Origin of the sequence: Helcococcus sp. KG196, from assembly GCF_046035495.1 — a bacterium.
Taxonomy (GTDB): Bacteria; Bacillota; Clostridia; order Tissierellales; family Peptoniphilaceae; genus Helcococcus; species Helcococcus ovis.
Window position 1 is genome coordinate 112,581 of record NZ_JBFNFI010000001.1, and the last position, 24,931, is coordinate 137,511.

At 25.5% G+C, this 24,931-nt stretch carries 18 protein-coding genes; 4 read left to right on the forward strand and 14 right to left on the reverse strand.

Going from position 1 to position 24,931, the window contains the following annotated elements; all coding sequences use genetic code 11:
- Nucleotide 1 precedes the first annotated feature (1 nt).
- Nucleotides 2-1,543, forward strand: a complete 1,542-nt coding sequence (gene rny / locus ABGF45_RS00515; protein ID WP_134710681.1) for a ribonuclease Y — start codon at nucleotides 2-4, stop codon at nucleotides 1,541-1,543.
- 514 nt (nucleotides 1,544-2,057) lie between these two features.
- On the opposite strand, the gene ABGF45_RS00520 is transcribed toward rny, so the two are convergent.
- From ABGF45_RS00520 to ABGF45_RS00560, 9 genes are all read right to left on the reverse strand, one after another.
- Nucleotides 2,058-2,543 carry a hypothetical protein gene (locus tag ABGF45_RS00520; protein WP_134710680.1) on the reverse strand — a complete coding sequence of 162 codons (486 nt, stop codon included), beginning with the start codon at nucleotides 2,541-2,543 and terminating at the stop codon, nucleotides 2,058-2,060.
- Nucleotides 2,536-3,273 carry a class C sortase gene (locus ABGF45_RS00525; protein WP_134710679.1) on the reverse strand — a complete coding sequence of 246 codons (738 nt, stop codon included), beginning with the start codon at nucleotides 3,271-3,273 and terminating at the stop codon, nucleotides 2,536-2,538. Before ABGF45_RS00525 ends, ABGF45_RS00520 begins: the two co-directional genes overlap by 8 nt.
- Nucleotides 3,270-5,666, reverse strand: coding sequence for a SpaA isopeptide-forming pilin-related protein (locus ABGF45_RS00530; protein WP_134744049.1), 2,397 nt, complete (start codon nucleotides 5,664-5,666; stop codon nucleotides 3,270-3,272). The genes ABGF45_RS00525 and ABGF45_RS00530 overlap by 4 nt, the downstream gene beginning before the upstream one ends.
- Nucleotides 5,663-9,877 (reverse strand): VaFE repeat-containing surface-anchored protein, encoded by a 4,215-nt coding sequence (locus tag ABGF45_RS00535; protein ID WP_408112626.1) that lies wholly within the window; start codon nucleotides 9,875-9,877, stop codon nucleotides 5,663-5,665. Before ABGF45_RS00535 ends, ABGF45_RS00530 begins: the two co-directional genes overlap by 4 nt.
- Nucleotides 9,878-10,224: 347 nt before the next feature.
- Nucleotides 10,225-11,277 carry a hypothetical protein gene (locus tag ABGF45_RS00540; protein WP_134710676.1) on the reverse strand — a complete coding sequence of 351 codons (1,053 nt, stop codon included), beginning with the start codon at nucleotides 11,275-11,277 and terminating at the stop codon, nucleotides 10,225-10,227.
- Nucleotides 11,278-11,296: 19 nt separating this feature from the next.
- Nucleotides 11,297-11,425 carry a hypothetical protein gene (locus ABGF45_RS00545; protein ID WP_280633448.1) on the reverse strand — a complete coding sequence of 43 codons (129 nt, stop codon included), beginning with the start codon at nucleotides 11,423-11,425 and terminating at the stop codon, nucleotides 11,297-11,299.
- Between the two features lie 671 nt (nucleotides 11,426-12,096).
- Entirely contained in the window at nucleotides 12,097-13,752 is a 1,656-nt protein-coding gene (locus ABGF45_RS00550; RefSeq protein WP_134710675.1) for a Cna B-type domain-containing protein, read from the reverse strand.
- An 87-nt stretch (nucleotides 13,753-13,839) separates the two neighbouring features.
- A complete protein-coding gene (locus ABGF45_RS00555; RefSeq protein ID WP_134710674.1) occupies nucleotides 13,840-14,289 on the reverse strand; it encodes a thioester-forming surface-anchored protein in 450 nt (149 codons plus the stop codon).
- Between the two features lie 406 nt (nucleotides 14,290-14,695).
- On the reverse strand, nucleotides 14,696-15,193 hold the full coding sequence (locus ABGF45_RS00560) for a small multi-drug export protein (protein ID WP_167554147.1): 498 nt from the start codon (nucleotides 15,191-15,193) through the stop codon (nucleotides 14,696-14,698).
- A gap of 72 nt (nucleotides 15,194-15,265) precedes the next feature.
- On the opposite strand from ABGF45_RS00560, the gene ABGF45_RS00565 reads away from it, so the two are divergent.
- Nucleotides 15,266-16,243 carry a tyrosine recombinase XerC gene (locus ABGF45_RS00565; RefSeq protein ID WP_134710672.1) on the forward strand — a complete coding sequence of 326 codons (978 nt, stop codon included), beginning with the start codon at nucleotides 15,266-15,268 and terminating at the stop codon, nucleotides 16,241-16,243.
- On the opposite strand, the gene lexA is transcribed toward ABGF45_RS00565, so the two are convergent.
- Entirely contained in the window at nucleotides 16,240-16,851 is a 612-nt protein-coding gene (lexA, locus tag ABGF45_RS00570; RefSeq protein ID WP_134710671.1) for a transcriptional repressor LexA, read from the reverse strand. The genes ABGF45_RS00565 and lexA overlap by 4 nt on opposite strands.
- A gap of 129 nt (nucleotides 16,852-16,980) precedes the next feature.
- Between lexA and ABGF45_RS00575 the strand changes: the two genes are divergently transcribed.
- Together ABGF45_RS00575 and ABGF45_RS00580 are read left to right on the forward strand one after the other, a co-directional pair.
- A complete protein-coding gene (locus ABGF45_RS00575; protein ID WP_167554146.1) occupies nucleotides 16,981-17,274 on the forward strand; it encodes a LysM peptidoglycan-binding domain-containing protein in 294 nt (97 codons plus the stop codon).
- 56 nt (nucleotides 17,275-17,330) lie between these two features.
- Nucleotides 17,331-18,596 carry a DUF1576 domain-containing protein gene (locus tag ABGF45_RS00580; RefSeq protein WP_209021398.1) on the forward strand — a complete coding sequence of 422 codons (1,266 nt, stop codon included), beginning with the start codon at nucleotides 17,331-17,333 and terminating at the stop codon, nucleotides 18,594-18,596.
- 52 nt (nucleotides 18,597-18,648) lie between these two features.
- On the opposite strand, the gene miaA is transcribed toward ABGF45_RS00580, so the two are convergent.
- The 4 genes from miaA to ABGF45_RS00600 are packed head-to-tail and all read right to left on the reverse strand — an operon-like array spanning nucleotide 18,649 to nucleotide 24,912.
- Nucleotides 18,649-19,554 (reverse strand): tRNA (adenosine(37)-N6)-dimethylallyltransferase MiaA, encoded by a 906-nt coding sequence (gene miaA, locus ABGF45_RS00585; protein ID WP_134710668.1) that lies wholly within the window; start codon nucleotides 19,552-19,554, stop codon nucleotides 18,649-18,651.
- A complete protein-coding gene (mutL, locus tag ABGF45_RS00590; RefSeq protein ID WP_134710667.1) occupies nucleotides 19,555-21,378 on the reverse strand; it encodes a DNA mismatch repair endonuclease MutL in 1,824 nt (607 codons plus the stop codon).
- Nucleotides 21,371-23,980: a DNA mismatch repair protein MutS gene (mutS, locus tag ABGF45_RS00595; RefSeq protein WP_134710666.1), complete on the reverse strand. Its 2,610-nt coding sequence runs from the start codon at nucleotides 23,978-23,980 to the stop codon at nucleotides 21,371-21,373. The genes mutL and mutS overlap by 8 nt, the downstream gene beginning before the upstream one ends.
- On the reverse strand, nucleotides 23,977-24,912 hold the full coding sequence (locus ABGF45_RS00600) for a DMT family transporter (protein WP_167554145.1): 936 nt from the start codon (nucleotides 24,910-24,912) through the stop codon (nucleotides 23,977-23,979). The genes mutS and ABGF45_RS00600 overlap by 4 nt, the downstream gene beginning before the upstream one ends.
- Nucleotides 24,913-24,931: the final 19 nt, after the last annotated feature.

The window sequence follows — 24,931 nt, forward strand, 5'->3', positions numbered from 1 at the left end:
CATGGGTTTTGTATACTATGCACTAACCTTAATAGTGGGAGTTATTATTGGATATATAATTGTTTCAATTATAAAACAAAATGCAGATAGAAAAAAAATTAATTCTGCAGAACAAATTTCAAGAAGAATAATTGATGATGCAAATAAAGATGCTGAATCTCTAAAGAGAGAAGCAATATTGACAGCTAAAGATGAAATTTATAAATTAAAACAAAATATTGAACAAGAAAATAAAAAGCGTAAAAGTGAAATAGACAAACACGAACAAAGGTTAGTTAAAAAAGAAGAAAATTTAGATAAAAAATTAGATAAATTAGATAGAAAAAATGATTCATTAAATAATAAAATTAAAAATATCGAATCAAAAGAAGCGGAAATTGAAGAAACACTAAGTAAACAAATTTCTGAATTGGAAAGAATTTCTGGTTTAACACAAACCGAAGCAAAAGATATTATATTAGAACAAGTCGCAGATGAAGCAGAACATCATAAAGCATTAATTTTAAGAGAGTTTGAAGCTAGAACTCGTGAAGAAGAAAAACGTTTATCGAGAGAAATTGTTGCAACTGCAATTCAAAGACAAGCATCACAAATAGTTGCTGAGTCATCAGTTTCAGTGGTATCATTACCAAGTGATGAAATGAAAGGGAGAATTATCGGGCGTGAAGGGAGAAACATACGTTCGTTTGAAAGTTTAACAGGTGTTGACTTAATTATAGATGATACACCTGAAGCTATAGTTTTATCGTGCTACGATCCGAGAAGACGTGAAATTGCTAAGCTTACATTAGAATATTTAATGGTTGATGGTAGAATACACCCAGCAAGAATTGAAGAAATGTATCAAAAAGCTCTTGAAGATATCGAGCAAAGAACTAAAGAATATGGTGAAGAAGCATGTGAAAAAGCAAGAGTTCATGGTTTACATCCAGACCTGGTAAAAGTTTTAGGTAAATTAAATTATAGAACATCATATGGACAAAACGTATTGTGGCATTCAGTTGAAGTGGCTAATATTGCTGGTATTATGGCAAAAGAATTAGGTATAAATGATAGAATCGCAAGACGTGGCGGTTTATTACATGATATCGGCAAGGCTTTGGATCACGAAATTGAAGGAACACATGTAGAAATTGGCGTAAACCTATTAAGAAGATATAAAATAAAAGAAGAAATTATACACTGTGTTGAGGCACATCACTTTGATGTTCCATTTAATTCATTAGAAGCTATGATAGTACAAGCTGCTGATGCAATTTCAGCATCAAGACCTGGAGCTAGACGTGAAGCTTTAGAAGCATATCTACAAAGATTAACAAATCTTGAAGCAATTGCAACATCATATGATGGAATTAAAAAAGCATATGCTATACAAGCTGGTCGTGAAATTAGAATTATGGTTGAACCTGAAAAAATTTCAGACGATCAACTAACAATTTTATCAAATGAAATTGCATTACAAATTGAAAATGAATTAGAATACCCAGGTAAAATTAAGGTTCATACAATCAGAGAAACAAGATCTGTTGCATATGCAAAATAATATAATTATAGGAGACAATCATAATTTTTTGATTGTCTTTTTTATATTATTAAATATTAAAGGTATAATTATATGTCTAAACATAAAAACGTCGCTTAGAATCGATTTTATAGCTTCAAATTTTAAGATATATTAGTGAAATATAAATAAAACGTATATAGATTGAAAATTTAAGGATCCTATTTCGTTTATGATACTTTGTCACAAAATAACTATTTTGTGACAAAGTATCTGTAAAGAGAAAACATTTAATATTAAATTATTATTAAATATTTATATTCCCTTCTTATTTCCATTTGCCCCACCATATATTTTAAGGGGATTTATCTTACATTTTGAAAAATCCATTATATATCCTTTCTAATATTTTCATACCTTTTCTTAATTAAAATTAAACCTATTATTTTATTGTTTTTCTATTTTCCTTTATATCATTATATCACTAATTTCTTATTTTTATTAAAATAATAAAAATAGACGAGAATACAATCCCCGTCTATTTTTAAGTTATTTATTAAGCCTTAAATTTATTTCTTATTAATATTACCCCTAATCCTATTGTGGAAATGATTGCCATAGCTCCAAATAAAGCTATTCCTCTATCTCCTGTTTCTGGATTAGTCGTATTTGCTATAATATGTTTAGTAAAAACTTTAACTTCTCTTGTGTATGTGCCATCTTCTAATTTATATGGAAACGATATTCTAACATCTTTTTCCTCTTTAAATCCTTTAGGTCGTTGAGTTTGTGATATTAAATAATTTCCATTTTTTAATATTAATTCTTCCTGTGATTTTTTTGTTAAATCTATTATTTCTACTTCATTTGTATCAATATTTTTAACTTGATACTTAAAACCTAAAATAGCTTTTCTTTGTGCATTTTCTGATATTATTGTCAGTTTGTTTTCATTTTCTTTAGCAAAAGTGCTTGAAAAAAAACTAAAGCTAAAAACAAAAAGTACAGCTAATAATAAAAATACTCTAATTTTTTTATTCATTTTTCCCTCTTTTCTTCATTATAATTTTAATTGATAAAGCTAAAATAATATAACCAGAAATTAAAACAACTGCTTTTTTTTCATAATTACTCAGAACAAATTTCATTTCTGGAAATTCATTAACTAATTCTACAAATTCACCTTTTACTAATAATCTATGCGAATTTATTCCAAAAGGCACACATGTTAATAAAGTTGTTTGTATTTTATCTTTATCAGGCTTTAATACGTTTATATCAGAAGGTAAGACTGTAAATATTTTTTTTACTATATATTTTTGTATACCTTTTTTTGTTTGAATATAGTAATCATCTCCTATTTTCATATATTCAAGATTTGAAAATAATCCTGAAGCTGATTCACCGTTATGAGATGTTATCACTGAATTAACCCCTTTTTTTACTTCTAATAACCCAAATTCTTTCATTAAACCTGCACCTTGCGATAATGATTGATCAGATACCCCTAAAAAAATTGGTAAATTTATAGATACTCTTGGAATATAAATAACTCCTACAACTTCATCAATTGGATCAACATCATTGATATTTATAGAAGATGTGTTTATATTTCCATTTTTACTTTCTAAATAATTTTGTATTGTTTTTATAGAATTTCTTTTTTCTATTACTCTTGATTGATAGATAGGATATAATAAATATCCTATCGAAATCAATGAGATTACCACTAAAACAATATCAAAAAGCATAGTTTTTTTTCTGTTTTTCATCTAGTATTTCTTTCTTTTTGTCTTTTTTTTGCTACAAACAAGACAACAACTAAACTAACGATAAATATTAAAGTTATTTTTATATACCTAATTGCAAGTTCTTCAGACCCTGTTAGTGGCATTTCTGGCGATTTTTCATTCGTGATTGTTAATGGTCTTTGAGTTGTTTGTGTAAATGATTTTTCTTTAATTGTAAATTTCGTTTCAGGATTAATAGAAAGCCTATATCCTGTTGGAGATTTCATCTCTACAGCTATATAATTACCTGCTTTTAATCCTCTTACCTCAAATTTACCTTCTGAATTAGAAATCATAATTGCATCTTTGTGATTTTTACTATTTTTAAGTTCTTTATATGCTATTTCATCACTTTCATATTTAACCCAAACAGGTTCTATACCACCGGTAGCATTTTCATTATGCTTATAACCATTAAAATAAAGTCCTTCTTCATTTCTTATTATAAATTCTGCTCCTTCAAGTGTATTTTTCAACAATCCTTTATTGAACAATCCATTGTCTTTTTTTATAAACTTATAACCAAATGTTTGAAATTTTTTACCATCATGATTGTATCTATCTTTAGTTAAACCTTTTTCAGGAGCATTATTATAAGTAAATTCAGCTTTGTTATTATATAAAACATCAGGTGTTGCATTAGCTTTTAATTGAGCGTGATATCTTACATATATCTTTTGAGCATTTAATACATTTTTTGAAAATCTATTATTTTCTCTTGTCACGTCTTTTGCGGACATATTAGCTTTTAATGGATTTACAAATGAAATTTCAAATTTATTGTTCTCTCTAACTTCTTTTACAAAATAATCTTTATCCCTTACAAGCTTTATTTCTTTATCTGTAACAACATCAAAGGCTATTTTCCCATCTTTACCTTTTACATATTCTGCTTCTATTGTTGGAGTAAAGTTATCAGAAATCATATCTATATTACCGGCTTTTTCAAGTTGGTCTTTTGCTTCAAATTTAGAATATTCATGAATATTATCAGGAACTTCAAACTCTAACTCAAAAGGAATATTTTCAAAATAGTCCCAACCTTCTTCTAATTTTCTTTCTGATTTAATATTTTTCTTAAAACCTGGGACAAAGTGATTTGTATATTCTAGTAAGTTAATATTACTTAATTCTTTTCCATCATTAAATTTTGAACCAGTTCTAATCACACCATCTTGATCCATATGAAAAGCTAAAATATTATATTTATTTAATAAAGAATTATAGCCTGCTAAGTATTTAAATCCTTCTCTTTTTTGATATTTAGTTGCATCTATCATCATTCCGTCAACTAAATTTTCTGATTCAATTTCTACTAAGAAATATTGTCCTCTTACAATTCCGGTAATATCTAATTGACCTTTTTCATTAGTTGTTACAACAATGTCTTCTCCATTTGAGTTTTTTAATGCTTTAGCTTTTTTAAATTGTTCTGGTGTACCTTTATATATCTTAAATTTAGCCCCTTTTAATGCTCCATTATTTGTGTTTAAATTCCCATCACCATCATCTTTGTATTTTTGAAATCCAAATACGCCTTCTTTAACTTCATTTTTTGGATATAAGTTAATGGTTGTTTTATAACTTATATGATCATTGTTTGTAACCGGAAGATATAAAAACATAGGTTTTGCTTTAGAAACTACAGTTTTAGGTGCTTTAGTTTCTATTATCATGTATAATCTACCCTCTTTAACTCCTTTTACAGTTTCATAAGTAGGAATTTTATTAAACACTGCTTTACCTGTTTCATCAACTAATTGTTTTTTTATAAGTTTAGCTCCATATGGTAATATATTTCCATTTTTATAAGCTTGTTCAATTTTATTTCCTACTGTTTGGGCTGATTTCATTTGAGATTGAGAAAATGCTTTTTTTTCTTGATCTGTCATATTTAGTTTGTAACTTTGAGAAGGTATTAATTCTTTTAATGTTTGATCTTGTCTATCAAGCTCAAATATCGCAAATTCTACATCTCCGTAAAGCTTTCTAGAATATTTTTTTACATCATAGCTTGTTTGAAGATTTGTTAAATCTAAAACATCACCTGTATTTTGAATTGCTTCATCAGTTAAATTGTTTAATTCGCCCAATTTTTTATCTCTTGTAGTTGCTACTGTGTCAAGAGAATTTGTGTCTTTGTTATTTATTATTTCACTATGAACCTCAGCATGTCCGACAGAATTTTTATTTTCTAAAACATCATCTCTAAGTAATTTAGAATATTTATATTCTAATTTTTGTATAACAATATCATTTGTTTTTGGAATATCGGCACCGGCAGCCAGTATTGTATCTGTTATACAAGACGATAGAAATATCGAACTTGCTAATACAAAAGATAAGAATCTTTTTGCTAATTTTTTTATTTTCATTCTTCCTCCAAATTATTTTTCTTTATCAATTTATTTTTTCTATTTAATACTATTAATCCACACGCTAATAATAATCCACCTATAATTAAGTTTGTATGTTGTTTTAATGACCCTGTTAGTGGCATTTCTGGTGCTTGTATTTCTATTGTTTGATCTTTATCATTAATATCTTCATGGGTAGCAATTAATTTTCCATTTTGATAAATCTTTTCAAATGCTACTATTTCTTTACCTTTTAATGTTGATAAATCTAAATCAACTTCTATTTGTATTATTCCATCTTTTTTGTCTGCAATAAATTTTTTTATTACTATTAAATCATTTCCATTTTCATCTTTTATAAATTCAATTGGATTAGTACCTTTAATAGCAACTCTCATTTTTACTTCATATTCATTGCCGATAATTAAATCTTTGTATTCGACATTATCTACTAATTTTATTTTGTAATTACCAGATATTGTTTTATCACCTTTAATATCAGTAAATTTTGTTTTAATTTCAGGATTTGTAATTTTTACAGTTTGATCTTTATCATTGATTTCTTTATGAATTGCCATAATTTCACCATTGAATGTTAATTCTTCAAATGCTACTATTTCAGCTCCTCTTAATCTATTTAAATCAATATCTACAACTACAGGAATTATGCCTTCTTTAGATGTTGCTACAAATTTCTTTGTTGATTTAATTTTTTGTCCTTTTTCATCTAATAATGGTCTATTTGTTTCTTTATTCATAACAACTAAATCTAATTGATATTCTTCACCGATTACTAAATTATTGTATTGTACATGGTCTGTTAATGAGATTACGCTAATTGGATCAAGTGTTTTTTTATCTTCTTTTGTTGATGAAAATTTTGTTTTAATTTCAGGATTTGTAATTTTTACAGTTTGATCTTTATCATTTATATCATTATGTGATACTAATAGTTTTCCATCTTTATATAAATCTTCAAATACTACTGTTTCTTTTCCTCTAATTGCTTCACTATCAACAATAAAATCTAATTCCACAAAACCATTTCTTTGTGTTGCTTTAAATGTTAATTCTGCTGTATAAGTTTTACCACTTTTTCCTGTTAAAGGTTTTTCTGTTTCTTTATCCATTAATACACCTTTAAATGTATAAGTTTTACCTACAACTAAATCTTTATAAGTTACCTTATCCTTAATTGTTACAGTTTTTGTTGGATTAATGTTTTTCTTACCAGTTTCTTTATCTGTTGCATTAGTTTTAATTTCAGGTATTTTTTGATTTTCAACTTCTACAACAATTTTTTCTCCATGAGATTTATTTGTTGTATCAATTTCAACTTTTCCTTCTGATTTAAAGTATCCTACTGGTGCACTTACTTCTTCTAAGTAATATTTACCTTTTGGAAGTTCTGTAACACTTAGTTTTCCTTTAGAATCAGTTGTATAAATACCTACAACAGTTTCACCTTTTTCAGGATCTACAGCAACAAGTTTATATCTTGCACCTTGTACTGGTATTTTCTTATCGCCTTCTTCAGTTTTTACAACTTCAATTTTAATTTTTTGTAATTTGTTAATTACTTTTGTTTCAGGTAAAGTTGTGTGTTTTTCTTCTACATTTGTAAAATCAATTTCTTTTTCATGTTTTTCATTGTCTATTACATAATTTTCATCTGTTGAGATTTCTTTTACATAGAATTTTCCATCAATTAAGATATTTTCAAATGTACCTTTTACAGAGAATTTTGTTACATTTGTGCTTGTTTTTTCAGTATCACTTAAAACATTTTCTTTTACAGTTTCTTTAATTTCTTTTACATCAAATACTTTTCCTGCTTCTTCTAATTCTTTAGTTTTAGCTTCTTTTTCTTCTAAAGTATTTACTTTAATTAAATCTAATAAAGTTTTTTCTGTTTTTTGTTCATATCCAATTACTTCTGCATTTTCTTTATCTTTACTAAAGATTGGTTTATCTTTATCATCAACTTGTTTTTCTTCAAATACTGATATTTCATATCTTGTAATTTCTTTATCTATTTCAACAATTTTTGGTTTTTTAGTTTGTTCTTTTGTTTCAAAGTCTTTTGTTACTTCAAAAATCTTTTTATCTAACATAGTATCTGCCGGAATTATAACTCCATTTTCTCTATATTCTTCTTTTAAGAATAATCCAAATTCAGCTTTTGGTTTATAAGTAAATAAATTAGAATTTTCAAATTCTTTTACTAAATCAAAGCTAATATCTTTTCTTTCGTTATATTTCTTTTCAGTTATACTGTGAATTTTTAATTCTTTAGCTTGAGGTGTAAATTCAATTTCATATTCTTTTTTATCTAGAACAAATTGTTTTGGTGTAGATATTTCTTTTAAGATATATTTTCCTAAAGGAATATCATTTGTTTCTACAGCTTTTTCTTTTACAGTATTAATTGTCTTTACAACATCACCTTTTTTATAAAATACTGTTTGATTATCCATAGATTTAATTTCTTCACTAGCAATTAAGTTCCATGTTGTATCTTCTAAGAATGTGTCTGTAAATTCTAATTTAGTAATTCCTGTTTGTTCATCTTTTGAAATACCAGTTAATACTTTAGCTGTTTTTTCTAAGATTAATTTACCTTTTTGAGAATGGTTAGAAATTTCAATATTTGTACCTTTTAATGTTTGGTTTTCACCGCTAACTTTAATATTTGTACTATATTCATTTCCAGTTTCATCACCATCTATTACGATAGTAATATCTCCAGGTAATTGTGTATATCCTTTAGGTACATTAATTTCTCTTAATGTATATGTTCCAAAATCTAAATCACCAGATTCAATCTTACCATTTTCTAATGTAGTTAATTTTTTTACTTCTTGATTATCTTTCATTAAACTAAATACTACATCTTTTAAGCCTTTATTTGTTTCACTATCAATTTTTGTAATTGAGAATTTAGCTTTTTGATTATCATTTTTTACAATTGGTGCATTATATACTGTACCATTTCCGTTTACTTTATCTACTTTTCCATCATCTTTTACATGTGCTATATATAATGTATCATCTAATATATATCCTTTAGGAGCTTTTACTTCCTTAAATGTATAAGTACCTACTAACCCGACAGGATTTCCTTCAAAAGTAAATAAATCATCTCCTGATACTTTAAATGAATCAGCAAATGCTATTTGTCCCTGATTGTTAGTTTTAAATTTCCATGTCTTTTTAGAACTAGCTTGTTTAACTTGACTTTCGTTTAATTCACCATCATAAAATTTCACTTCAAATTCAGCATCTGGTAATTTAACATCTGTGTTTGATACTTTTGTTAGCAATAAATTTAGTGGATCAAATTTAGGTTTATCAGTTACTTTTAACTCATAATCTGCATTTGATAAATCAGCTCTATGAATTTGTTCATCTAAGAAAAATCCTTTAGGAGCTTTAGTTTCTTTAATAAAATATATACCTTTATCTAGTTCTAATTTATTTGATGACCCATTAACTGTTGTAATAAGTGTACCAATGCTTGATTTATTATTTTGTGCATCACTTCTAGAACTATATACTTTATATTCAGCATTAGCTAAAGAATATCCTTTACTTGCTAAATCTGTTAAAGTTTTATTTGCAGATGTTTTTAATAATGATAAATTTTGTTTTTTTGGTGGTGTAGGTTGGTTAAAATTCCATGCAAACATTCTTTGAGTTCCACCTGATTTTGTTGAATATACCTTAAACCATGAAGGAGCATTCTGTTTCGAATTAATGTATGATAAAAATTCTTGCATTTCAGCATTTCTCATAAAATATTTTGGTGATGTACCCCATACATTTGATAATGCATAATGTGTTAAATGATATCCTTTACTTCCTTTATTAGCTGGAGTTCCCCACAAATTAAAAGTTTCCAACTTACTCCATTTTTCTGGAGAAGCATATCCATAATATGCTACTTTTCTAACTTTTTCATTATTTTCTTCTCTCCAACCTGTTAATGTTTTAGTGTTCCCAGGGTTAACTGGAGGAATTTCAGATGCTTCACCACAAAAAATGTAATATCCATCACTTGAAGTGAAATAATCTGAACCTTTATAATTACCGCCACCATGATTTGTTACGCTAATACTACTTGGTGTTGCTAATACAATTTTATTCGGAATTATTATTCCAGATATTAATATTGCAAGTGCTAGTATAGCACTTAATGATTTAGTTAATTTATTCTTAATTTTTTTCATTTTTCTCCTCTATTTTTCGTTCAAAATGAACAAATTATTTATCATGTTTTCTTGATTTTCTTTTATATATTTCTATAATTTCAATAATTTTTTTAATGTGACTTTGCAAAAAATTTTATCATTAGTAGATAAAAAAATATTTTATACATTGTTTCTCCTTTAAAAATAAAAAAAGAGAGAAATTTTTTTCTCTCTCACTTATTATGTTTTTTTCCTCTCTATACATATTATATCAGATTTTATCAAGTTCTAACTGTCATTATTGTTACATGGATTTAACAATTAAAAAAGACAGAATTGCTTCTCTCTTTGATGGTAACTTAAGATTATTTTAATCAAAAGTTATCTTATCTTTTCCATTCCCATTTTTCTTCTTGTACTTTTACTTTAACTTTCTTTTTGTAATATCCTGTTATTTTTTCTGTTGTTTCAGGCTGTGCATTCCCCCAGTTACCTGTATAACCTTGATTTCCTAATTCAATATGTCTATCTAAAGCTTCTTTACTTGAATAAAAATATTCTGTTCCTAAATCTGTAGTAACAAACCATCTATCTCTAACTGTATATTCAACAATAGGATCTTCTTTATCTTCTACTTCTCTTATTTCTTCAATTTTATCTTTTACTTTTATATATCTTTCTATTATTTTATTTATTGGATTTTTTGTAATTTTTTCACTATAATAAGCTCCATTTTTATATGTTATTTTTTTTATGCCTTTTTCCCCTTCCTGATATACTCTTGATTTAGCACCTGTACTTGCATAATTATCTATAATCTTAAATGGTATTTCTTCAATACTTGTTGTATATTTGTCTTTTTTTGTTTCATTAACTGTTTCTTTTTCTTTTTTTCTTTCTACAATCTTTTGAGATTTTGTTTCAACAATTTTTTTTGTTTCTTTATTTTTTACAATTTCTTTTTTTAACGTTTCTGATTTTTGTGCTAACTCTTTTTCATCTTTAACAATATTTTTACTTTCATTGGATTTCTTTTCTTCTTTTTTTGCTATCTCTTTTATTTTCTTAATATCTTTTATAGCTTTTACTTCTTTTTCTATTTTCTCAACTATTTCTTTTTTATATTTTAAATCCCATAAACTTCTTAAAAATTCAACACTTTCTTTTTGTTTTGTAAATGGTATCTTAAATGTATCTAAAACTTTTAATGTTTTTATTTTATCCTTATCATTTTTAATATCTGCCTTGATAAATTCCTTATTATTTTTATTGATTACCTTAAAATTAGAAAACATTGGTGCGTTTTGTATTTTTAACTCTTTTTTGTTTTCTGTGGTAATTTTCTTTTTATTATCCTTTATTTCTTCTTGTTTTGGTTTACTTGAACATGCAGTTAATATAAATGTTAAAGCTATTAATACTAAAAATTTCTTTTTCATGTTTTACCTCTTTGATAATTTAATTAAATTCTCTAATATATCTTTCTTCAAAAGAATTATTTGAAGATTCTTTTGTTTTTTCTTCTGATGAATTTGAGTTATTTGCTTTTTTATATGTCTTTTTTCTATCTGTGTATCTACCAGACAATACTTTTACAAAATTATCTTCTTCTAAAAACCATTCAAACGTGATTATAAAATTTGTTTCATATCCTTTTAGGAAGCTTGATTTATTTATTTTTCTAATTCTTTGATGTATATATTACCTTTAAGAATTTACTCTTAGTCACTAAAATCTCATCATTGATTTAAATTGCAAATTAACAATGTAAGCATACACACAATACCTATATTAAGCAGAAAAAATAATTGAGACAAAGGATTTACTTAATAACTTTTTTAAAATCATATAACTCTCCTCTGATAATCTGAACATGCTTATTTCAACTTTTGCATAATTTTGAAAAAAGGAGCTGTTGCAAAATAACATTTTTAACTATTCTGCGACAGCTCCTTCTTATATTCTATCGGTTAGTATTTTATTTTACCGACCTGTCAGAACCGTCACAGGTCTTCATTTTACCTATATTATACGATATATAATTTATTAATGTCAACTATTTATACATAGTATGAAATTTTCTTAATTTTCTGCATACTAATACACTTAAATAGCAAATTAAGTATGAATAGATAAAAGTTTGCATAATATCTCCAAACTTAAAATAAGTAATGAATTGCATATGCAAACTTTTTTATATTTTTAACTCTTCTTACAAATTATATTTATATAATAAGCATAAATTAAAATTTATCTATTTATTTTTTGTTTTTATTTAGCGAAATGTAGCCCAATCCTAAAGCAGAAATAATTGTAATACTTATAAAAGTCATATTTGTAAAATTATCTGATGTATTAGGATTTTTAGGTTGTACCGGTGGTTTTTCTTTATTTATTATCTTAAACCCAGTTTTCATATCTCCTTCATAACTTACAATAAATACTTTACCATCAAGCTTTATAGCTTTATCGATTTCCCCTACTTCTTTTACTGTGTATTTATCGTAGTTGATATTTCCTAATCCATTTGCTACTTCAAGGTTTTTAAATTCTCCACTCCAATTATTGTCCTTTGTAAGTTCAAGTTTCTTTCCTGTAGCAACTCCGTCTTTGTATAATTCTACTTCGATTTTGTCTACAGGTTTTTCTGCGGTCAATAATTTCCAATTTTTTGTTACCTTGATATTTCTTGTTGGCGGTATCATTGGTGTCCATGGTGCTTTTTCTTTGTTGGTAATTGTAAATCCATCTTTCATATTACCGGTGTAACTTACTCCATACCATTTACCATTAAATTTTGTACTTTCACCATTTTCTAATTCTTTTTCATTATGTATTTCTTTTATAGTGTAGATATGTTTTTTAATTTCTTTTCCTAATTTTTCGTAATCTTTTAAATTTTTAAATGTATATTTCCAGTTATTTTCTTTACTTAGCTTTTGAATCTCACCTTCTTTTACTCCGTCTTTATATAACTGTACTTGTATTTCTTCTACAGGAATATTATCCAGATTATCTCCTTTATAGTCTTTCCACTCTTTAGCTACTTTAATTTCACGTATTGGCGGAATTATTGGAACCCATGATCTTTTTTCTTTGTTAACTATTGTAAAACCATCTTCCATGTTTCCATCATATGTAACATCGAACCATTTATTATCAAGATTTATTTGTTTTTCGCTTTCACCCTCTTCTTTTACTGTATAATTGTATTTTTCTCCGGTTAATCTACTCGTATTTGGTAAATCCTTAAACTCACCTTTCCAATTATTTTCAGAATTTAATTCCAAGACTTCTTCTCTCTTGTTTCCATCCGAATATAAACGAACTTTTATTTTATCTACAGTAGGATTTATATCTTTTCCTTCATAATTTTGCCATTTCTTTTCTACAGATACTTTTGTTTTTGCAGGTTCTAGTGGCAACCATTCTGTAATTTTTTTATTGATTACCTTAAATCCTTTTTCCGCATCACCTTCATAGTTTACCTTATACAAATTTCCATCTATCTTTGCGGTTTCGCCTTCTTCTATTTCTTTTTCTGCAACTACTTCTTTAACAGTGTAGTTATTATTTTCAGTATCTACTCCATTACTTGTAGCATCAACTTCAAAAATTATTTGGTCTCCATTAAATTCTTTAGGTGTTCCTATTTTTTCATTTCCCTTAAATAATTGAAATGATACTTTTGGAGTTTCGCTGCCAGTTTCTATTCCACTCCAAATTTTCATTACAGTAATATATTTTTTACTTTCAATTTTTTTAGGAGGATCATTTGGAACATGTTCAGCACTTAATAAATTTTGATATTCCTTATTTTTTTTCTCGTTTTTCTGATTAGTAACAAACAAATTTAATTTAAAATTTTCAGGTCTTTTGTTTTGAACATCACGTTCCAAATTGTCTGATATCAATTTTTTATATGCCTCTTCAGCTTTTTTTCTATATTCTCGATCTAATATTGTCCAAAATCCTTTATTTTCCTCACTATCCGTATAATATCAAATAGCTGCTTGAGTTACCGTGTTTGCATCTGCATCACTTAATCCATCTAAAATTTTATTTGCATTAGTAGGATATCCATTATATATAATACTTAAAATTCTATCATTCAATTCTTGATTTTGTATTCTTGCTTTACTTGCATATTGGGTAAACACATCTCCCGATCCGTCTATTTTTTTATAAATAATTTTTTCACTATTATCCGAAGGTGGTAATGATTTTTCCTTGTTAAAACAATATGCATTATAGGAAATACTGTCGTTTTTCTTAACTTTTATTATTCCTGTATCTTTTTCACTATATCCCTGCCAATCATATACATCATTTAATTTTTCACTTGATTGAGAATTTTCGGTTGTTTCCATGGCAAAACTTGTAGATACATAAGGTGCCAAAAGAAATATAACAAACATAAAACTTACTAATTTCTTTAATTTTTCTTTCATTTTTCCTCCTCAATATTTATTTTTTGTAAGATAATGCAGACTTTAATTGTCACTAATATTAGACTTTAATTGTCATCCTGTGATATAATGAAAAAATAATATATTTTGTACGATTTACTAAGAATTTAATTACATTTGGTAAATTTAAAATAGTAGATAATTTGTAAGATTTTAACTGTAAATTAAAGTCTACTTTTTTTTACAGCTTCTTATTTCTATTATTTTATCAACATTAAATTTAAAATGACTTTAATTAACTAAAAAATTCTGATCAAAATGATCAGAATTTATAAAAAATATTTATTATATTAACATGTATATTATTAATTTAATCAGCTTAAAAGTATTATTATAAAATATTTAAAATTATTACCACCTATTAAAATCTATATAAAGAATATTTTTTTTATCTTACTAAATTAAAAAATGTTCCGGAAACTATTGCAATTATTAATCCGGCTAGCGCATTTCCTAAAGCAACTGCTACAAATGATTTTTTCTTATCCATATTTAATAAATGTGATAACAAACTTCCTGTCCATATACCTGTACCAGGTAATGGAATACCTACAAATAATAATAATCCCCAATATCCGTATTTTTCAATTTTATATTTGTTTTTTAATGTTTTTTCGTTAATTTTATTTATAAGTTTATCCATAAATTTTATTTTTCTTAAAATCTTAAATACATACCCTATTAATAAAATTATGAAGAATGCGGGTATAGTACTACCTATATAGCTAATAATTACCGCCTTTGTAAAAGGCATTCCTAATCCTATCCCTAAAGGGATAGCCCCCCTTAACTCTACAATTGGTACCATTGAAATAATTGCAATGGCAAATTCTGAAGATATGTTATTTTTTAAGAAATTAATAATTTGATTTATAATTGATGTCATAGACTCTCCCATTAATTGATATACTATATATATTATAACATATGATATAATATAAATACAAAAGGAGAATTTATGTATAATAACGATGTACCTGTTTTTTTAACAGATTTTATTAATTATCTAAAAACAATTAAAGGTCTATCCCCTAATACTGTTCATGAGTATTTTTATGACATTAGATTATATTTAAAATTTATGACTTATAGACTTAGATTATTGGATTTTGAACAAAATACTAAAATTGAAGATATTGATATAAGTAGATTGAGAGAAGTGTATCTAAAAGGTATAACTATTATAGACTTACATAGCTATATTTCATATAGAGATAATGAACGTGATAATAGTTCGACAACTAGAGCAAGAAAAATCTCAAGTTTGCGAACATTTTATAAATATCTAACTACAGTGTCAAAAACTCTTGATGAAAATCCAACTTTAGAATTAGAAACACCAAAAATGAAAAAAAGAAATCCTGTATATTTAACACTCGATGAATCTAAAATACTACTAAATTCAATTGCTCAAGAAAAAAATTTATTTATGAGATTAAGAGATTTTGCTATTGTATTAGTATTTTTAACGACGGGATTAAGATTATCTGAATTATCAAGTATGAATATTGATAGCATTAAAGGTACTGAATTTTCAGTAATAGGTAAGGGAAATAAGGAAAGACATGTTTATATGACTGAAGCTTGTAAATATGCTATTGACAGTTATCTAAAAGTCAGACCGGATATTGAAGATGAAAATGCCTTATTTTTAAGTAATCGTAAAAATAGAATGAGTAATAGAGCTATACAACACATGATTGAAAAACATTTAAAAATTGCAGGTTTTGATACAACAAGGTATTCAACACATAAGTTAAGACATACTGCTGCTACACTTATGTATCGTGAAGGAGTCGATATAAGAACTTTGCAAAAAGTGTTAGGTCACACATCAATCGCTACCACACAGATTTACACCCATGTGGCAGATGATAATGTAAAAAGAGCAATAGATGTTAATCCATTAAGTAATATAAAAATTGATAATAATTAAATATGTTCTCTAAATAAAGAAATAACTTTACCAAGTATTTGTAAATTATCAGGTATAATTGGTTCCATTGTGGAATTTTCAGGAATCAACATTACCTGATCATTTTTTTTGTAAAATCTTTTACATGTAGCAGAATCATCAATTAAGGCAACAACTATATCTCCGTGATCAGCATAATTTGTCTTTTTAACTAAAATTTTATCACCATCAAGTATGCCTGCTTCTATCATAGAATCACCCTTTATTTCAAGCATAAATAATTCTCCAAATTTAGAATAATAATCAGGTATTGGGAAAAATGAATCTACATCCTCTACAGCGAGAATTGGCGTGCCGGCTGCAACTTTACCTAATAATGGAACATCTATAGTTTCTTCTTTATGGGTACTATCCCCATTTGCATCTTTTAATATTTCAATTGATCTACTCATTTGATTATTTTTCTTTATATATCCTAAATTATTTAATTTATTAAGATCACTATTTACAGTAGATGTAGATTTAATACCAACTTTAGCTTGAATTTCTCTTACTGATGGTGGAAATTGATTTATAGAAATATATTCAATTAAGAAATTTAATACTTTAATTTGTCTGTCGTTTAACATAAATACTCCTTTTTCTGTTTTATTTTATTATACCAAAAAAAATAAAATAAAACAAATGTTCGAAAAAATTTGACAATAAACATTTGTTCTGTTATTCTAAATATAGAACAAATGTTTGCGAGGAGAATTATGGGATACAAAATAAAAAACAAAAAAAAATTTAATAGATTTTTATTTTTATTATTTATGACAACTATACTTTTTACATATCTATTTACATTACTTAATACACAAGTAATAGTAGAAGGTAAAGATAACAATCAAAAAATTGTAATTGTAAAAAATGGTGATACTCTATGGAATATTGCAGAAAATTTAAACTATGATAAAGATATCCGTGAAACAGTTTACGAAATAAAAGCAATTAATCAATTATCCAGTTCAAATATAAAACCTGGATTTAAATTGTATATTCCTAATTAAGAAGTTATATTTATCTCTCATTTATGTTAAAATAAAAAATATAAATGAGAGGTCTTATGAAATCAAAACATAAAAAAACAAATGAAATAGAATACTTACTTTATATTATGTCGCTATCATTACTTTTAATGTCATTTCTATTCGGAAATATTAATGATATTTTCAATGGATTTATAAAAATACTCGCTTCCCCATCAAATTTATTAACTGATTATATGAAGGTTGGCGGTGTATCAGCAGCATTTTTTAATGCTTTTACCATCATGATGTTTTCAATTTTTACATCCAAATATGTAAAAAAAGAGTTATATGGAGCTGAGGTTGCTGCGATTATTTTAGTTACAGGATTTTCTTTTTTTGGAAAAAATATTTTTAATTCATTTCCTTTATCAATTGGAGTATTTATATATGCAAAACTAAAAAACAAAAATTTAGGAGATTATATATTACAATCACTTTATGTAACGGCACTAGCTCCTATTGTTAGTATAATTACCTTTAATCTTAATTTGCCAATTTTAATAGATATAATTTTAGCATATACTGTTGGCATTATTATAGGTTTAATTATTACACCATTGTCTATATCTTTCTTAAAGTTTCATAAAGGATATAATTTATACAATATAGGATTTACCGGTGGTGTTATTGCAATGCTAACAGTAGGTATAATGAGAATGTTTAATATAAAAGTAGATAGTGTAAGTATTTTATATAAAGGATCCGATTTAAGCATTAAAATATATATTTTTTCTCTATTTATATTTATGATTATATATAGTTTTTTAAGAGATAAATACATAATTTCTAAATATAAGTTATTATTAAATAATGTAGGAAAATTACCATCTGATTATATCAATTTACATGGATTTTATACAACATTACTAAATATGGGATTAATGGGAATAATCGCTTCTCTTTTTGTAATAATAGTTGGGGGCATATTTAACGGCCCGGTTGTTGGCGGGATTTTATCTGTTTCTGCTTTTAGTGCATATGGTAAGCATCCTAAAAACTCAATTCCTATATTTATTGGTGTACTTATAGCAGGTACTCTAAATATACATGAACCATCATCGACAGCTAGCATACTTGCAGGCTTATTTGGTACAACATTGAGTCCTATTACCGGAGAATATGGCATTATAGGGGGAATATTCGCAGGTTTTTCTCACATGGCTGTTGTATTTAATGTTGGTTATTTATATGGAGGAGCAAATCTATATAATAATGGTTTTTCAGGAGGATTTGTAGCAGCTATTTTAGTCCCGATATATGATGAAATTAGAGAATTTAAGAAAAATCTTATAGAAACATGATAAATAAAAATAGCTAAAATACACTACCAAATAGTATGTTTTAGCTATTTTATTAATTAAGCTTATCTAATATATAATTAATTACATCATTAATTGATTTATCTTCTATATTTATCCAATCACTCAATTCATTTCTTCTAAACCAGGTAAGTTGCCTTTTAGCATAATGTCTTGAATTTTGTTTTAACTTTTCAATCATATATTCTAAAGTATATTCACCATTTAAATAAAGTAATACTTCTTTATACCCTATTGCTTTCATTGATTGTGAATTTGAATCTAAACCATTTGATATTAGTGATTTTACTTCATCTACTAATCCGTTTTCTATCATTTTATCTACTCTAGAATTAATTCTTTTATACAATATTTCTCTATCATCACTTAATACATAAAGATAATACTTTATATCGCTAGAGTTGTGTATTCTATCATAATTTAGTATTTTACCCGATTCTTTATATACTTCTATAGCTCTTATAATTTTCTTTTTATCTTTTAATGTAAGATTTATATATTTTTCACTAATTTCATGTACTTGTTTAAGTAATATATTCGGATCTTTATTGTATATATTTTCTAATTTATGTCTTAATTCATAATTAGGTTTAACATTTACAAAATCAAAATCATGCGTTAGTGAATCAATATATAAACCTGTGCCACCAACTATGATAGGAATTTTATTAGCACTGTGCAAGTCATTTATTATATTTAATGCATCATTCTTAAATTGCTGCACAGAATAATTTGCGTCAGGATTGATTATATCAATCAAGTGATGTCTTATTCCATTCATTTCTTCCATAGTTACTTTTGCTGTGCCAATATTAAGCTGTTTATATATTTGCATAGAATCAGCAGAAATAATCTCTGTATTTAATTTCTTGGCAAGTTTTATGCCTAAATTTGTTTTTCCTACAGCTGTGGGTCCAGCTATTATAATAACTTTTTTCATTTATTTTAATATCCTCATAAATGTATCATAGTCTAATTCATATATAATTACTTTCCCTGAAGGTGATGTATTTGGATTTGTTGTATTTAATAATTCTTTATACATCATATTAGCCTCTAATTTTGTAATGTTTTTTGATTTATATGCTGCCAAAGATATTGCTTTTTTTAAGATATAATTTTCTTTTTTATCATCAAAATTATTTGTAGTATCCAAAATATTCATAAAATCAGATCTAGTTGAAGGTATATCTAAATAATATGGTATTGAGCGTATTATAACACTGCTATCACTAAATAAATCAATATCATAACCTAATTTTTTAAGCCTATTTATATTAAATTCAAATGTATCAATTTCCTTTTTAGTAAGATTTATAACTATTGGTTCCAGTAGAGTTTGAGATAATTTATTGTTATTTTTAATTTCTCTATCATAAATAATTCTTTGATTTGCATAATCTATGTCTATAATAATGATTGAATTATCAGCCAGTTTATCAAAGATTAAAAACTTATTAAAGAGTGTTGTATTAAATTCAATATTGTCTAAATTTATTTTTGTTTGTATAACTTCAGTACTATCAATTTCTTCTGTTTTTTCTATATGATTCTCAAGTAAATTATCATTATTATCTGAAATATCGGTAAATACATAAGTCTTTTCATTTTCCTTAAATATATCTTTAGAATTTTGACTAAAAGTTTTTTGAGAATTATCGTTATTTTTTTCTGACTTATATAAATCTAAAATCTTTTTGTAGCCATCCCCTTGATTTAATTTATGAAAATTAATTGTTTCATCACACTCATTATTGTTTATATCAATAATCTTTGGTTTATCAGATTCATATAAAGCTTCTGTTATATTTTTCTTTAATAAATCTATCAATTCATCGCCAAATGTAAATTTAATTTTTTGTTTATTTGGATGAATATTTATATCAATAAGTTTCGGATCAACCTTGATATCAAGCTTAAATAGCGGAAAACGTCCATTTGGAATTAAATTAAAATAGCATGTTTCTACAGCATTTGTAATTGAATCATTTACAATATATCTGCCATTAACATAAATATATTGCATGCTTCTATTTCCTTTATAGTATTTATTATTGGAAAATATAGCATCAACTTTATAATTTTCAGATTTAACATTCAACTTAATAGAATTATTAATAAAATCATCACCAAATAAAATTTGTAAATTTACTTTTTCATTTTGTGTATTTAACGTCTTAAAAACTTCTTTATTATCTCTAATATATGTAAAGGATATATTAGGATTACCTATAGCAAAACTGTACATTAAATGTGTAATTTTATTTGTTTCTGTAATATCGCTACTTAAAAATTTTTGTCTTACAGGAATATATTTAAATAAATCAAAAACTTCAATTATTGTTCCTGTATTCATGCCTACTTTCTTTTTTTCAATTAATTTATTATCATCATATATTAATTTTGTACCTAAATCTTCATTTGAAGTTTTAGATTTAATTATTAATTTAGATACGGAAATTATTGATGCTAATGCTTCTCCTCTAAATCCCATAGATAAAATGTTATATAAATCAATGAAATTATTTATTTTTGAAGTTGCATGTCTTAAAAATGCAGTCTCTATTTCATCATGATGTATACCACTTCCATTGTCAGAAACTTTAATATATGTCTTTCCTCCATTTTTTACTTCAACTATTATATTTGTTGACTTTGCATCAATTGAATTTTCTACTAATTCTTTTATTATGGAAGCTGGACGTTCAATTACTTCGCCAGCAGCAATTTTTTGTATTGTATCTTCACTTAAAATTTTAATCATTTAATAAATCCTTAGCTTTTTTTATAAAATCATTTAATACTTTTAATGAATCAATAGGCGTTATATTATCAATTTCTATTGAACTTAATTCACTTAAAAGAATATCTTTTTCTATTTGTTTTTGAGAATCTTCTTTATTGTCTATATTAAAACTTAATTGAGTTTTATTTTTTGTACTACTATCTAATTCTTTTAATATTACATTAGCTCTAAATAAAATTTCATTTGGTAATCCAGATAATTTTGCTACTTCTATACCATATGATTTATCAGTCTTGCCTTTAACTATTTTTCTTAAGAATACAATATTATTATTTTCTTCGTGTATTTTCACTTTTAAATTTTCAATACTATTATATTCTTCCTCTAAATCTGTTAATTCATGATAATGAGTTGCAAATAATGTTTTACAATTAATATTTTTTACAATATATTCTAATATTGATTTTGCAATACTAAATCCATCATTTGTACTTGTTCCCCTGCCAACTTCATCTAAAATAACAAAACTATTTTTTGTAGCATTTTTTATGATATTAGACATTTCCTTCATCTCCACCATAAATGTAGAATCGCCTTTTGAAAGATTATCAGAAGCTCCAATCCTTGTAAATATGGCATCTGAAATAGAAATATCACATGCTGATGCCGGTACAAAACATCCTATTTGAGCCAAAATTAAAATCAATGCAGTTTGTCTCATATATGTTGATTTACCTGCCATATTTGGTCCTGTAATGATTTGTATTGTCTTATTTTTCTTTCCGATTAAAGTATCATTTGAAATGAAGTTTTCAAATCCTAAATTTTGCTCAATAACCGGATGTCTTCCATCTTTAATATAAATATAGTTTTCATTATTAAATATAGGTCTACAATAGTTATTTTTAACTGATATTTGTGCAAAGGAATTTAATGCATCAATTACTGAAATTAAGTCTGTTACATTTTTTATTCTCGTAGAATTATTTGAAATGTATTCCCTTATTTCTATAAATAACTTATATTCTAAGTTAATTGTATCTGTTTGTCCTTCCAATATCATATCTGAAATTTCATTAAGTTCATTAGTGATATATCTTTCAGAATTTTTTAATGTCTGTCTTCTGATATAATTTGAAGGTGCTTTATCAATATTAGACTTTGTTAATTCTATAAAATATCCAATATTTTTATTATATGAAACCTTAAGCTTGTTTATTCCCGTTCTATCTCGTTCAGATATTTCATATTCAAGTAATTTTTTTTCACCGATTATAGAATTTTTTTTGATAGAATCTAAGTATTCATTATATCCATCTTTAATAATCCCCCCCTCCGTAATTTGAATAGGAGCATCTTCTTTAATGGATTTATTAATTAAGTTAAAAATATCACTTAAATCATCAAAATTTTGAACCAGTACATTAAATTTATCAAAATCGGAATCATTCAAAAATTCTTTCAAATTAGGTAATTTTTCCAATGATCTTTTTAAAATTAATAAATCTTTAGTATTAGCATTTTGATATGCAATTTTACTTAAAATTCTTTCTAAATCATATATATCTTTAAGAATATTCTCTAATTCTGTTGATTTTTCATAATTATTTACAAAATAATTAACAATATCTAATCTGTAATTTATATCTTTTTTATTTATCAATGGAAATTCTAACCAAGAATTAATTTTTCTGGAGCCCATAGGAGTGCTTGCATAATCAATAATATTAAGTAAAGAATTTTTTCTGCCGCCATCATTTAAATTTTTATGAATTTCAAGATTATCTCTTGTATTAGCATCAATCATCAAAAAATTTGAGTAATTAATGTAGTTTAAACTATTAATATGAGTTAAATCTTTATCGTGATATAAATAAATATAATCTAATAATATATATGATGAAATAAGAGAAAATATCTTATTTTTAAACAATTTGTTGCTAAAGCTTTTAACTTTACCACTTATATAACTTATAATATTTTTTAAATTTAGCTCTTTATATTCTATATATGATATAAAAATATTATTATTCTCAACAAAATCATTAAAAGCCTTTAAATTAATTTTTTCATTTAAGATAATTTCTCTAGGATTTACTTTTGAAATAAAATCAATTATATATCTTTCTATATTTTCTTTATTTAAAATTTCAGTAGTATTAAATTCTCCCGTAGTAATATCCATATATGATATGCCTACTGAGTTATCCTTAAAAAATACACTGGAAATAAAGTTATTATAATTTTCTTTACCTTCTAAATCTAATAGAGTTCCCGGTGATATAATTTTTACAATTTGTCTATCAACTATACTTTTAGCTTGACTTGGTTCCTCCACTTGTTCGACAATCGCAATTTTATACCCCTTATCTACTAATCTATTTATATATGAATTTGCTGCATGATACGGAATTCCGCACATTGGTGCTTTATCTTCTAATCCGCAATCTCTGCCTGTTAAAACCAATTCTAGTTCTCTAGCAGCGATTATTGCATCGTCAAAAAACATTTCATAAAAATCTCCCAATCTATAAAAAAGTATTTTATCCATGTTTTTAAGCTTAATATTCATGTATTGTTTCATCATTGGAGTTAATTTGTTAATATCTATATTTTTCATTTTTCACCTGTAGTTAATTTATTTAATTCGGTAGATTTATTTATAATTATTATACCAAAAATTACTAAAATTAACCCAATAAGTATACCAAAATTTAATTTTTCTCCTAAAATTAATGCACTTAATGCTGTACCAAAAAATGGTATAAATAATCTTAAAAAAGATATTTCGCTTGCTTTGTATTCTCTTAAAATAAAATACCATAATGTAAATGCAACAGATGAAATTATCCCGCCGTATAAAATTAATGCAATAGCCTGATAATTAAAATGTAGTGCTTTTTCATGTCCAAAATATCCAACGATAATTAATAATATTGAACCATACAAAAATTGTCCTGACGCTGTTGCAAATGGTGAAACATTTTTACCATATTTTTTTACAAATATTGTCCCATAAGAACTTAATAATGAGTTAATAACTAAAAATCCTTCGCCTAAAAATGTAAAACTAAAATTAAACTCCTTATTAATATTCGAGAAAATTACTCCCGAAATGCCTAATATAATTGCTAAAAGCTTAAATTTATTGAAATCTTCATCATTTAATAAAAAATGTGATAATATTACAACTAAAAAAGTAGATGAAGATGTCAATAAAGATGATTTCATACCTGAGGTGTTTCCGGTACCAATATAGAAAAATAAATATCCAAAAGAAATCACAATTAAACCAATTTTTAATAAAAAAGTAAAATTACTTTTTAGCTGTATTATATTTCTTTTATCAAAAAATGACATTAAAATTAATACAATTAATCCGGCAATAAAAAATCTTAATCCGGCTACATAAATCATTGAGAAATAATCATTAGTCCCTATATTCAATATTTTGTAAGTTGTTTTAATTGTAGGAAATGCAGACCCCCACAAAAACATACATAAAATAGCAAGTAAATAGGCACTAAATCTATTTTTTATTATTTTATTCATCATATCTCCTTAAATAAAA